Origin of the sequence: Thioclava electrotropha, assembly GCF_002085925.2 — a bacterium.
In the GTDB taxonomy this organism is placed as follows: domain Bacteria; phylum Pseudomonadota; class Alphaproteobacteria; order Rhodobacterales; family Rhodobacteraceae; genus Thioclava; species Thioclava electrotropha.
In genome coordinates this window covers 164,669-176,194 of the sequence record NZ_CP053562.1, presented here as the reverse complement: position 1 = coordinate 176,194, position 11,526 = coordinate 164,669, and the positions used below count along the sequence as shown (strand labels likewise).

Genomic DNA, 11,526 nt, shown 5'->3' with positions numbered 1-11,526 from the left:
CGTAACGTCTCTCTTGACCGCCCCGCTGCGGCGCAGCACCTCTGGGCGCATGTATCCCGTTATCCGCATGGCCAAAGAGATCGTGAAGTTCCGCAACGCCCCGGCGTTGCCGATCACGGGCACCCATGTCAGCCAGCATATCTGCTGGCCGTGGGACATTGACCTGTGGATGGAGCTCAACAACGGGCGCACGCTGACCCTCTTTGATCTGGGGCGGATTCCGCTCGCGATCCGCACCGGGCTCTGGGGTGCGCTCAAGCGCAACAAATGGGGCATCGTGGTCGCCGGGAACACCACGCGCTACCGCCGCCGGGTGCAGGCCTTCCAGAAATTCGAGATACGCTCGCGTTGCCTCGGCTGGGACGATCGCTGGATCTGGCTCGAACATGCGATGTTCACGAAGGACGGCGAGTGCACCTCGCATGTGCTGATCCGCGGGGCGGTTACCTCGAAAAAGGGCATGATCCCGCCCGCGCAGGTTCTGGCCGAGATGGGGCAGGATGCGACCTCGCCGCCGCTTCCCGAATTCGTGACCGCATGGGCCGAGGCCGACCACATGCGCCCCTGGCCGCCGCAGATGTAACACTGCCGCCAGCGCGGCCTGCCTAACCCGTCGAAACCCTTGCCAGATCGTCCCTTTTCGGGCTTGATCGCCGCAATTACTGGCGCGGCGGGGAGAGGGCGACATGATCACGGCGAAGAAACGCATCTGGGGCTGGTGGTTCTTCGACTGGGCGAGCCAACCCTATAACACGCTGCTGGTCACCTTCATCTTCGCGCCCTTCGTAAAAGACCTGATGGGCTCGGGCACGGCGGCGCAGACCGTCTGGGGCTACGGCGTCGGCATCGCCGGGATTCTGATCGCGCTCGGCTCGCCCTTCCTTGGTGCGGTCGCGGACCGCTCGGGACGGCGGATGCCGTTCATCTGGGTCTTCTCGGTGATGTATGTGCTGGGCGCATGGGGGCTGTGGTATGCTGTGCCGGGCGATTTCAAGCTGATGGCGATCATGATCAGCTTCGCCATCGGCATGATCGGCATGGAATTCGCGACCACCTTCACCAATGCGATCCTGCCCGATCTGGGCCCGCGCGAAGAGATCGGGCGCATCTCCGGCTCGGGATGGGCGTTCGGCTATATCGGCGGGATGATCACGCTGTTCATCATGCTTCTGCTGCTGCAGGCGAGCCCGACGACCGGCAAGACGATGCTGGGGATCGACCCGCTCTTCGGCCTCGACGTCGCCACGCGCGAGGATACCCGCGCGGTCGGGCCGCTCACCGCGATCTGGTACGCTGTCTTCATGATCCCCTTCTTCTTCTGGGTGCGCGAGCCGCGCAAACCGGACGCGCTGCCCATCGGCACGGCGCTGCGCGGCGCTTGGCCGGAACTGCGCGCGACACTGAAGGCGCTGCCGCGTCGGCGTTCGCTGACCTCGTTCCTGCTCAGCTCGATGTTCTACCGCGACGCGCTCAACGGCATCTACACCTTCGGCGGGCTCTATGCGGCGGGCGTGTTGAACTGGTCGATCACGCTGATCGGCATCTTCGGCATCCTCGGCACGATCACCGGGGCGACCTTCGCATGGCTCGGCGGCAAGGCCGATGACCGCTGGGGGCCGCGCACGGTGATCATCACCTCGCTGGTCGTGCTGACGCTGGTGGTGATCGGCATCGTGATGATCTCGCGCGAAAGCGTCTTCGGGATGGCCGTCACCCCCGACAGCAAACTGCCCGACATCGCCTTCATGGTGCTGGGCGGGATGATCGGGGCCTGCGGCGGCGCGCTGCAATCGGCCTCGCGCACGATGATGGTCCGCCAAGCCGACCCAGAAAAGATCACCGAGCATTTCGGCCTCTACGCGCTTTCGGGCAAGGCCACCGCCTTCATCGCCCCGCTCGCCATCGGGATCACGACACAGATAAGCGGAAATCAGTCGACGGGCATCACACCGATCATCGTTCTTTTGCTTTTGGGGCTGGTCCTGCTAGGATTCGTGAGAAGTCACGGAGACCCAGCGCCCGAAGGACCCCCCACATCATGATCGCGAAATTTCTCGTCGCCGCTCTTTCTTTCAGCCTTATTTCTGCGCCCACATTCGCCGAACCGCTCGCCCGCCAACTTTTCGGCTCCAAGGCGAGCGCTTCGGCGCAGGCGCCTTCGGCCATCGGGTTTTACTCGCGTGGCTGCGCCGCAGGCCTTCAGCGCATGCCCGAGAGCGGACCGACTTGGCAGGCGATGCGCCTGTCGCGCAACCGCAACTGGGGCCAGCCCGCGATGCTGACCTACCTGCAGGATCTGTCGCGCTATGCCGCGTCGCTGCCGGGCTGGAACGGGCTCTATATCGGTGACATTTCCCAGCCGCGCGGCGGTCCGATGACGGGCGGCCACGCGAGCCACCAGATCGGGCTGGATGCCGATATCTGGATGCTGCCCGCGACGAACCTGAATCTCAGCCGCACCCAGCGGGAGAAAATCTCCTCGATCTCGGTGCGCACCGCCGATCAGCGCCACACCAATTCCAACTGGACGCCGCAGCACCTCGCGCTGATGCGCCACGCCGCTGCCGATCCGCGCGTCGATCGTATCTTCGTCGCCGCCGCCGTGAAGATCGCGATGTGCAACACGGTGCCGCGCAACGATCGCGCATGGCTGCAGAAGATCCGTCCGATGTATGGCCACAACACGCATTTCCACGTCCGCCTGAAATGCCCGCCCGGTGCGCGCTATTGCGAGACGCAGAAACCGACCGTGGCGCAGCTCTCGAAGGGAGGCGATGGCTGTGACGACACGCTGAACTGGTGGGTGACCGATTACCTCAACCCGCCGAAGACCGCGGCCAAGCCCAAGCCGAAAGGGCCGCCGAAGAAAAACGCGAAAACCTACGTCATGTCGGACCTGCCCAACCAATGTCGCGCCGTTCTTACCTCGCGCTGATTGCAGGTGCGGGGCTGGCCATTCTCGGAGGGCTCGCGCCCGCCGGGCCGCATCCCCGCGCGCAATTCCTGCAAAGCTTTCACTGGACCATGCCGGGCGTGTTCGTCTTCGGCGGGTTTTCAGGGCTTGAGCTGGGGCCGGACGGAGGCGATTTCGTCACCCAGTCGGACCGCACGACCATCTGGCGCGGGCATCTCGATCGCGACGCAGCCGGCCAGATCAAGGACGTGAGGGTCACACAAGGGCCGAACTGGCTTCACAGCTCCAAAGGCGCGGCGCTGACCCGTCATCTGGGTGACAGCGAAGGCTTGGCGCTGGCGCCGGACGGTTCGGTCTATATCTCCTTCGAGGGGCTGGCGCGGGTGTCGCATTTTCCGACCGATGGCGGCCCGGCCGAGTTGCTGCCACGCCCGGATGCCTTTGCGAAGATGCAGAACAACTCCTCGCTCGAGGCGCTGGCGATCGACGATCAGGGCACGCTCTACACGATGCCCGAACGCTCGGGCGCGAAAGACCGGCCCTACCCGGTCTGGCGCTATCGCGACGGCAAATGGGATCAGCCCTTCGCCATCCCGCGCTCCGATAACTGGCTGCCGGTCGGTGCGGATTTCGGCCCCGATGGCCGCTTCTACCTGCTGGAGCGCGACTTCTGGGGGCTTCTGGGTTTTCGGACGCGCGTTCAGGTCTTCGACATCAACGGCGACTCGATCTCGGGCGGCGAGGTTCTTCTGGAAACCGGCGCGGGACGTCACGACAATCTCGAAGGCCTCTCGGTCTGGCGCGACGACAGCGGCGCGATCCGCCTGACGATGATTTCCGACGACAATTTCCGGTTTCTCCAGCGCACCGAGATCGTGGAATACGTCCTGCCTGAGACGCGCCGCACCGCCAAAAAGGATTGACGCAACGCGTTCGAGCGCGTATCGCGCGCCCTTGCCCGGAGGGTTCCGGGCCATGTCTCCGCTACCATGTAAAAACGGTTGAACATCATGACCCGCTATATTCCTGGCATCATTGCCATGGCCATCATCGTCGTGGCCTCGAACATCCTGGTGCAATTCCTCGTCGGCGACTGGCTGACCTGGGGCGCCTTCACCTACCCCTTCGCCTTCCTCGTCAATGACGTGATGAACCGCATCTACGGCCCGGGCGCCGCGCGCCGCGTGGTCGCCGCCGGTTTCGTCGTGGGCGTGATCTGCTCGCTCATCGGCAGCCAGATCATGCTGCAGGGCGACGGCTACACCTATCCGGCCGTCACGCTGCGCATCGCGCTCGGCTCGGGCGCGGCCTTCCTCGTGGCGCAGATGACCGACATCTTCGTCTTCGACAAGCTGCGCAATGGCGTCTGGTGGCGTGCGCCTGCGGTCTCGACCCTGATCGGTGCGTCGCTCGATACGCTGATCTTCTTCTCGATCGCCTTCTCGAGCGCGCTCATCTTCCTCGAGCCGTCGAACGACGTGTCCTGGGCGAACGAAACCCTGCCCCTGTTGGGCTTCGGGCCGACGGTGCCGCTCTGGGTGTCGCTGGCCACCGCAGACTGGCTTGTCAAACTTGCCCTGACTTTGATCGCACTGCTGCCTTTCAAGGCACTTGTTACGAAACTTTCTCCAAGGATTGCGTAATTTTTCTTGCCACACACAAAATCTGTGGCACGCTGTGGATAACGGCAACGCATGAAAGGAGGTGGTCCAGTGTCTAGAGTGATAGTGGAGAGAGGTGTCGGGACAGTGAGGGGGGCCGTGGCCTGAGGGCAAACCCTGGGGCAAAGAACCCTGACTGGGACGGCTGGATCCTTCGGACCCTAACCGGACCATCTCCGTAGATCTCGGAGGGCCATCTCGAACAGAGATGGCCCTTTTCGTGGGGCGTTCCTTAGCAAAAAGGAGCGCCCTTCGTCATTGACGTCGATCATCGACTCGGCCTCATTTCGCGCCCAACCTTCCTATGCGTCAACTTGTGTGGGAGGACACTATGCGCTTCACTTACCTCATCGCTGCGGCATGTTTCGCCGCGACCCCGGCCATCGCTCAGGACGGCGATGTCGGCAAAGCTCTCTACGGCCAATATTGCGCCAGTTGTCATGGCGACGATGGCACGGGCACCGGGCCGATGGCCGAATATCTGAACGTGAAACCCGCCGATCTGACCGGCCTTGCCGCCGCGAATGATGGCGAGTTTCCGATGCTCAAGGCGATCCACATCATCGACGGACGCACAGGCGTGCGGGCGCATGGCGGGCCGATGCCGGTCTTCGGCGATGTCTTCATGGAACAGGGCGGACACGGTGCGCCGTATTACACCGACGTTCTGGCCACACGCGGGCGCGTCCTTTCACTCGCGACATATCTCGAGTCGCTTCAGAAATAGGCGATAAGACGTTCACGATAGCACCGGTCTCGCGGGGTGATCTCGACTCCGCGAGCCGGATATGGTTTGCAGGAACCCGGGCGTCAGAGCCTTATTGGACGACATATCACCGGGAATGCAGATTGATGAGCGATATTGACGCGTTGAGCTTCGAAGAGGCGATGAAGGCTCTCGAGGAAGTCGTGGGCAAACTGGAACATGGCGACGTGCCCCTGGACGAGTCGATCAAACTCTATGAGCGCGGCGCCAAGCTGAAAGAGCATTGCGCCAAGCTTCTGAAAGAGGCCGAGGCGCGCGTTGAGAAAATCACGCTCAATGCCGACGGCGCTCCGAAAGGCACGACCCCCGCCGAAGGTCTGTAAATGTTCACCTCCCGTTTGAAAGAGGTGCAGACGACCGTTCAGGTCGCGCTCGATGCCGCCGTGGCGCGCCAGCCCGAGGGGCCGCTGCGCGCCCCGATGCATTACGCGCTGCAGGGCGGCAAACGCCTGCGCGCCTTCCTCGCAATCGAAAGCGCCGCGATCTTCGGCATCCCGGAGGCGCAGGTGATGCCCGCCGCCGCCGCGGTCGAGGCGCTGCACGCCTATAGCCTCGTGCATGACGACCTGCCCTGCATGGATGACGACGATCTGCGCCGCGGCCAGCCGACAGTGCACGTGAAATGGGACGAAGCGACCGCCGTGCTGACCGGCGACGTGTTGCAGACGCTTGCGTTCGAGCTTTGCGCCGATCCCGTCCTCGGCCCGGCAGAGCGGCGTATCGCGCTGAGCCTCGCGCTTGCGAAAGCCTCCGGCGCGGCCGGGATGGGCCACGGTCAGGCGCTCGACATCGCCGCCGAAAGCGCCACCGATCCGCTCTCGCTCAGCCAGATCACCGCGCTGCAGGCGGGCAAGACCGGGGCGCTGATCTCGTTCGCCTCGCGCACCGGCGCGATCCTCGCGGGCGAGGACGAGGGCCCCCTGAGCGATTTCGCCGATGCGGTCGGTCTGGCCTTTCAAATTCACGATGACATCCTAGATGTGACGGGTTGCGAAAAGGCCGCCGGGAAACGGGTCGGCAAGGATGCCGAGGCCGGAAAAGCCACCTTCGTCTCGCTGCTCGGCCTCACCGGCGCGCGGCTCCGGGAGGGCGAGCTGATCGAGCAAGCCATAGACGCGCTTTCGCCTTACGGCGAGGAAGCGGAAAACTTGCGGGCCGCTGCGCGTTTCGTTATCTCCCGCGAGATGTAGCGCGCCTAGGGGGCAGCCAATGAGCGATAACCCGAACGACCAAACGGCAACGCCGCTCCTCGACAAGGTGCGACTGCCGTCCGATCTGAAAGGCCTTTCCGATCCCGAGCTGAAAACGCTCGCCACCGAATTGCGCGCCGAGACCATCTCGGCCGTGTCGCAAACCGGCGGGCATCTGGGTGCGGGTCTTGGCGTGGTCGAGTTGACGGTCGCGCTGCATGCCGTATTCGACGCGCCGCGCGACAAGATCGTCTGGGACGTGGGCCACCAGTGCTACCCGCACAAGATCCTGACCGGGCGCCGCGACCGCATCCGCACGCTGCGCACCAAGGGCGGGCTGTCGGGTTTCACCAAACGCTCGGAGTCGCCTTACGACCCGTTCGGCGCGGGCCATAGCTCCACCTCGATTTCAGCCGCGACCGGCTTCACCATGGGCCGCGAGCTGGGCGCCGAAACGGGCGACGCGATCGCCGTGATCGGTGACGGCGCGATGTCGGGCGGCATGGCTTTCGAGGCGATGAACCACGCGGGCCACTTGGGCAAACGCATGTTCGTCGTGCTCAACGACAACGAGATGTCGATCGCCCCGCCCGTCGGCGCGCTGTCGAGCTACCTCACCCGGCTTTACTCCGAGGCCCCGCTGCAGGACCTGAAATCCGCCGCCAAGGGCGCGGTCGGCCTGCTGCCCGTGCCGTTCCAGGAAGGCGCGCGCCGGGCGAAGGAAATGCTCAAGGGCATCGCCATGGGCGGCACCCTGTTCGAGGAGCTGGGCTTCTCCTATGTCGGCCCGGTCGACGGCCACGATCTCGACCAACTGCTGCCGCTCCTGCGCACGCTCAAGGCCCGCGCGACCGGCCCGGTCCTGATCCACGCGGTGACGAAAAAGGGCAAGGGCTACGGCCCGGCCGAGAACCGCCCCGATGGCGGCCATGCCACCGCGAAATTCGATCTCAGCACCGGCGAGCAGAAGAAATCGCCCTCCAACGCGCCGAGCTACACCAAGGTCTTCGCCGAAAGCCTGATCAAGGAAGCGGCGAAAGACGAGAAGATCGTCGGCATCACCGCCGCCATGCCCGACGGCACAGGACTGAAGCAATTCGCGGGCGTCTATCCGCGCCGCTGTTTCGACGTGGGCATCGCCGAGCAGCACGCCGTGACCTTCTCCGCCGGGCTTGCGGCGTCCGGTATGAAACCGTTCTGCGCGATCTACTCGACCTTCCTGCAGCGCGGCTACGACCAGATCGTGCATGACGTCGCGATCCAGCGTCTGCCCGTACGCTTCGCCATCGACCGCGCCGGTCTGGTCGGCGCGGATGGCGCGACCCATGCGGGCTCGTTCGACGTGGGCTTCATGTCCTCGCTGCCCGGCATGGTCGTGATGGCCGCCGCCGACGAGGCCGAGCTGGTCCATATGGTCGCCACCGCCGCGGCCCATGACGAAGGCCCCATCGCCTTCCGCTACCCGCGCGGTGAAGGCATGGGCGTCGACATGCCCGAAGAAGGCGTGCCGCTGGAAATCGGCAAGGGCCGGATGATCGCGGAAGGCGCGCGGGTCGCGATCCTGTCCTACGGCACCCGTCTGGCAGAAGTGCTGAAAGCGCGCGAGGCGCTGCAGGCCCGCGGCCTTGCGCCGACCGTCGCCGATGCACGCTTCGTCAAACCGCTCGACACCGATCTGATCGACCGGCTCGTGGCCGAACACGAGGCGCTGATCTGCATCGAGGAAGGCGCGATCGGCGGCTTCGGCAGCCATGTCGCGCAATACCTGTCGGATCAGGGTGTCTTCGATCACGGGTTCAAGTTCCGCTCGATGGTCCTGCCCGACACGTTCATCGACCACGCCTCGCCCGAGGATATGTATCACTCGGCAGGCATGGATGCGCCGCAGATCGAGGCGAAGGTGCTCGAGCTTCTGGGCGTCGCGGTCGCGAAACGCGCCTGAGATAAGTTTTCCTTATTTTCGCGGCGGCTGCATAAGTTGAACTTATGCGGCCTCCGCCTCCTCCAGCAGGCCTTCCTCGACCAGCCGCCGCGCCCAGCCCTCCGGCCCGTCGAAGAGATGCGTCTTCCAGCCGAAGGTATGCGCCGTCGCGATATTGTCGGCGCGGTCATCGGTGAAGATCAGATCCGAGCCGGACAGCCCCGACGCGTCCTCGAGCATCTGATAGATCTTCGGATCGGGCTTCGTGACGCCCATATGGCCCGAGATGAAATCCCGGTCGAAATCGCGCAGGAACGGGTAATGCGTGGCCGCGAAATCGTAGCTTTGAATCCCGAAATTCGTCAGCGAGAAAACCGGCATCCCCCTGGCCTGCAAGGATTTCATCAGGCGTAGCGAATGCGGGATCTCGGGGGCTGCCATCTCGATCCAGTCATCGTGCCAGCGCCGGATCGCATCGCGCCAGCTCGGGTATTTCTCGGCCCATGCGTAGATCGTCTCGCGGAACGGCGCACCGCGGTCGATCTCGTCATTCATGCCGTGCAGATCGACCTCCGCGAACATCTGCTCGCGGGTCTCGCGCGGCATGATCCGGTCGTAATGCCGCTCCGGCTGCCATTCGATCAGCACGTTGCCGATGTCGAAGATAACTGCCTTAACCATTCTTAACCTCTCTTGCTGCCGCCCGCGCGACCCGGTCGAGCGCATCCGAGAACCGCGCCCGGTCGGCCTTGGAAAACGGCTTGCCGCCGCCCTGCCGGAACGGATCGGCGGAGCGCAGATCCGCCATCAAATCCCGTGTTGCCAGGACGTTACCGATATTGGCGGGCGTCAGCGCCTCGCCATCGGGGCGCAGCACCCGCGCGCCGGCCTCGACGCATTTCGCCGCCAGCGGAATATCATTGGTGATGACCACATCGCCGACCGTCGCCCGCTCGGCGATATACATATCGGCCACGTCCGGCCCCTGATCGACATAGACCATCTCGACCAGCGGATTGGGCGACGGCCGCAGCCCGCCATTGGAGACAAGCATCAACTTGACGCCGAGACGGGTCGCGACCTTCTCGGCCTCGGCTTTCACCGGGCAGGCATCCGCGTCGACCCAGATCACGCCCAGAGCGCCTCGGCGTGGAACTCAATGTGATCCGGAATGAAGGTCGAGACGAAATAGTAACTGTGATCGTAACCTTCCTGAATCCGGAAGGTGCCGGGCTGACGGCGCGCGGCCATCGCCTCGGCCAGCGCCTCGGGCTTCAGCAGATCGAGGAACTGGTCCGAGCCGCCCTGATCGATCAGCATTTCGCCCGCAAATCCGCGCTCGCGGACCAGTAGCGTCGCGTCATGCGCCGCCCATGCAGCCTCATCGTCGCCCAGATAGGCGCTGAATTGCTTGCGGCCCCAGTCGCTTTGCGTCGGGTTCGCAATCGGTGCGAAGGCCGAGACCGAGCGGAAGCGCTCGGGCAGCGACATCGCCAGCGTCAACGCACCGTGTCCGCCCATCGAATGGCCGGTGATCGCCTGCCGCTCGGGGTCGATCTCGAAGGCGGCGTCGATGGCGTTCGGCAATTCCTCGGCGATGTAATCCCACATCCGGAAATGCGGCGCCCACGGATCCTGCGTCGCGTTGACGTAAAAGCCCGCACCCTGACCCAGATCGTAATCCTCGTGATTGGCCACGCCCTCGCCGCGCGGCGAGGTGTCGGGGAACACGAGCGCGATCCCGTGCTCGGCCGCAAACGCCTGCGCGCCCGCCTTGGTCATGGCGTTCTCATGGGTGCAGGTCAGCCCCGAGAGATACCACAGCACCGGCACCGGACCGTCCTCGGCCTCGCGCGGCAGGAACAGCCCGAAGGTCATTTCGCAATCATTGACCTTCGAGCCGTGCGAATAGACGCCTTGGACGCCTCCGAAACAGCGGTTTTCCGAGATCGTTTTCATCAAAGCCTCCTTAGCCGTGAACCCAATGGATGACCGCCGGAACCGTGAGGATCGAGACGGCTGTCGAGACGAGGATGGCGGCCGAAACGCGCTGCGGCGCCACCCCGAAATGCTGCGCCAGAATATAGACATTGCCCGCGACGGGAAGGGCGGCGGCGGCAATCATCACGCCAGCCGCGAAGGGATCGACATCGAAGATCAGAAGCGAGGTGATGGCGATCGCGGCCGGGTGCAGGAAGAGCTTGCCGAAGGACAGCCAGACCGCCGGCGCGGGCTTCTCGGCCGATTTGCCCGCAAGCGAGGCGCCGATGGCGAACAGTGCCCCGGGCGTCGCGGCGGCACCCAAAAGCGTCACGAATTCCGATAGCGGGCCCGGCATCGGCAGCTTCAGCCCCGCCCAGGCGAGCCCCGCCACCATCGAGACGATCATCGGGTTCTTCACCAGCCCCAGCGCGATCGGCGCGAGCGAGACCTTCCCGTGCCGCGCGGCGGTGATGAAGATCGTGATGATCGAGGAAAACACGATCAAATCGCAGCTCAACACCATCAGCACCGGCCCGACCGCCGCCGGTCCCAGCAGCACCACCAGCATCGGCACGCCGAGGAAGCCGGTATTGCCGGTCATCGAGGTATGCGCCTCCATCGCCGAGAGCGCGGTGGGCAGCTTGCGCGCCTTGGCGACCGCGAAAGTGATCAGCCAGACCGCGCCCGAGCCGGTGAGATAGGCGAGGATGAATTGCGGATCGACGAGCGCGGCCAGATCGAGATTGGCGGAGAATTTGAACAGCATCGCCGAGAGCGCGAAGTAGAAGACGAATTTCGTCAGCCACGCGGTCGCCTCAGCGGTGAAAAAGCGGATCTGTCCGGCGAACCAGCCAAGCCCGATCAGGGCGAAAAACGGCAAGGTCTTCAGAAAGATCTCAAGCATGGCCAAGGGCTAGCATGGGCCTTTGGCAAGTGCCAGCTATGGAATGACCTCTGCGCGCCCGTGGCGGGGTCGGGAAGCCTCCGGCGGGGATATTTTTACCAAGCCGAAGGCAAAGCGCCCGTCTTCGCCTTGGCTCAAATATCCCCCGCGGAGCGTCCCGCATGCGCCGCTGGCGCGCGGGTCGGAG

13 protein-coding genes are annotated in these 11,526 nt (G+C 64.5%); 9 read left to right on the top strand and 4 right to left on the bottom strand.

Annotated elements, in window-relative coordinates:
* The first annotated feature begins 49 nt into the window (after nt 1-49).
* From AKL02_RS00900 to dxs, 9 genes are all read left to right on the top strand, one after another.
* A complete protein-coding gene (locus AKL02_RS00900) occupies nt 50-583 on the top strand; it encodes an acyl-CoA thioesterase (RefSeq protein ID WP_083076352.1) in 534 nt (177 codons plus the stop codon).
* A 103-nt stretch (nt 584-686) separates the two neighbouring features.
* A complete protein-coding gene (locus AKL02_RS00895; protein ID WP_083076356.1) occupies nt 687-2,042 on the top strand; it encodes an MFS transporter in 1,356 nt (451 codons plus the stop codon).
* Nucleotides 2,039-2,935 carry a penicillin-insensitive murein endopeptidase gene (gene mepA / locus AKL02_RS00890; RefSeq protein ID WP_083076359.1) on the top strand — a complete coding sequence of 299 codons (897 nt, stop codon included), beginning with the start codon at nt 2,039-2,041 and terminating at the stop codon, nt 2,933-2,935. The genes AKL02_RS00895 and mepA overlap by 4 nt, the downstream gene beginning before the upstream one ends.
* Complete coding sequence (locus AKL02_RS00885) at nt 2,908-3,837, top strand: esterase-like activity of phytase family protein (protein WP_083076363.1); 930 nt, start codon at nt 2,908-2,910, stop codon at nt 3,835-3,837. The genes mepA and AKL02_RS00885 overlap by 28 nt, the downstream gene beginning before the upstream one ends.
* 87 nt (nt 3,838-3,924) lie before the next feature.
* The gene (locus tag AKL02_RS00880) at nt 3,925-4,557 is read left to right on the top strand and encodes a queuosine precursor transporter (protein WP_083076367.1); all 633 of its coding nucleotides are present in this window, start codon (nt 3,925-3,927) and stop codon (nt 4,555-4,557) included.
* 349 nt (nt 4,558-4,906) lie between these two features.
* Nucleotides 4,907-5,302, top strand: a complete 396-nt coding sequence (locus AKL02_RS00875) for a c-type cytochrome (protein ID WP_083076370.1) — start codon at nt 4,907-4,909, stop codon at nt 5,300-5,302.
* 125 nt (nt 5,303-5,427) lie between these two features.
* On the top strand, nt 5,428-5,664 hold the full coding sequence (locus AKL02_RS00870; RefSeq protein WP_078522293.1) for an exodeoxyribonuclease VII small subunit: 237 nt from the start codon (nt 5,428-5,430) through the stop codon (nt 5,662-5,664).
* Nucleotides 5,665-6,531, top strand: coding sequence for a polyprenyl synthetase family protein (locus AKL02_RS00865; protein ID WP_083076374.1), 867 nt, complete (start codon nt 5,665-5,667; stop codon nt 6,529-6,531). It abuts the gene before it with no gap.
* A gap of 19 nt (nt 6,532-6,550) precedes the next feature.
* The gene (dxs, locus tag AKL02_RS00860) at nt 6,551-8,473 is read left to right on the top strand and encodes a 1-deoxy-D-xylulose-5-phosphate synthase (protein ID WP_083076378.1); all 1,923 of its coding nucleotides are present in this window, start codon (nt 6,551-6,553) and stop codon (nt 8,471-8,473) included.
* Nucleotides 8,474-8,515: 42 nt separating this feature from the next.
* Here dxs and AKL02_RS00855 read toward each other — a convergent pair whose 3' ends face one another.
* The 4 genes from AKL02_RS00855 to AKL02_RS00840 are packed head-to-tail and all read right to left on the bottom strand — an operon-like array spanning nt 8,516 to nt 11,339.
* Nucleotides 8,516-9,133 (bottom strand): HAD family hydrolase, encoded by a 618-nt coding sequence (locus AKL02_RS00855; protein ID WP_083076382.1) that lies wholly within the window; start codon nt 9,131-9,133, stop codon nt 8,516-8,518.
* Nucleotides 9,126-9,584 (bottom strand): YaiI/YqxD family protein, encoded by a 459-nt coding sequence (locus tag AKL02_RS00850; protein ID WP_078522289.1) that lies wholly within the window; start codon nt 9,582-9,584, stop codon nt 9,126-9,128. Before AKL02_RS00850 ends, AKL02_RS00855 begins: the two co-directional genes overlap by 8 nt.
* On the bottom strand, nt 9,581-10,411 hold the full coding sequence (gene fghA / locus AKL02_RS00845; RefSeq protein WP_083076386.1) for an S-formylglutathione hydrolase: 831 nt from the start codon (nt 10,409-10,411) through the stop codon (nt 9,581-9,583). Before fghA ends, AKL02_RS00850 begins: the two co-directional genes overlap by 4 nt.
* A 10-nt stretch (nt 10,412-10,421) precedes the next feature.
* Nucleotides 10,422-11,339, bottom strand: coding sequence for an AEC family transporter (locus tag AKL02_RS00840; RefSeq protein WP_083076389.1), 918 nt, complete (start codon nt 11,337-11,339; stop codon nt 10,422-10,424).
* Nucleotides 11,340-11,526 lie beyond the last annotated feature (187 nt).

Bases quoted from the DNA above. Each gene is read 5' to 3' on its own strand.
- AKL02_RS00900 (WP_083076352.1), top strand. From the start codon at position 50: ATGTATCCCGTTATCCGCATGGCCAAAGAGATCGTGAAGTTCCGCAAC.
- mepA (WP_083076359.1), top strand. From the start codon at position 2,039: ATGATCGCGAAATTTCTCGTCGCCGCTCTTTCTTTCAGCCTTATTTCT.
- AKL02_RS00885 (WP_083076363.1), top strand. From the start codon at position 2,908: ATGTCGCGCCGTTCTTACCTCGCGCTGATTGCAGGTGCGGGGCTGGCC.
- dxs (WP_083076378.1), top strand. From the start codon at position 6,551: ATGAGCGATAACCCGAACGACCAAACGGCAACGCCGCTCCTCGACAAG.
- AKL02_RS00865 (WP_083076374.1), top strand. From the start codon at position 5,665: ATGTTCACCTCCCGTTTGAAAGAGGTGCAGACGACCGTTCAGGTCGCG.
- AKL02_RS00840 (WP_083076389.1), bottom strand. From the start codon at position 11,339: ATGCTTGAGATCTTTCTGAAGACCTTGCCGTTTTTCGCCCTGATCGGG.
- AKL02_RS00895 (WP_083076356.1), top strand. From the start codon at position 687: ATGATCACGGCGAAGAAACGCATCTGGGGCTGGTGGTTCTTCGACTGG.
- AKL02_RS00855 (WP_083076382.1), bottom strand. From the start codon at position 9,133: ATGGTTAAGGCAGTTATCTTCGACATCGGCAACGTGCTGATCGAATGG.
- AKL02_RS00870 (WP_078522293.1), top strand. From the start codon at position 5,428: ATGAGCGATATTGACGCGTTGAGCTTCGAAGAGGCGATGAAGGCTCTC.
- AKL02_RS00875 (WP_083076370.1), top strand. From the start codon at position 4,907: ATGCGCTTCACTTACCTCATCGCTGCGGCATGTTTCGCCGCGACCCCG.
- fghA (WP_083076386.1), bottom strand. From the start codon at position 10,411: ATGAAAACGATCTCGGAAAACCGCTGTTTCGGAGGCGTCCAAGGCGTC.
- AKL02_RS00880 (WP_083076367.1), top strand. From the start codon at position 3,925: ATGACCCGCTATATTCCTGGCATCATTGCCATGGCCATCATCGTCGTG.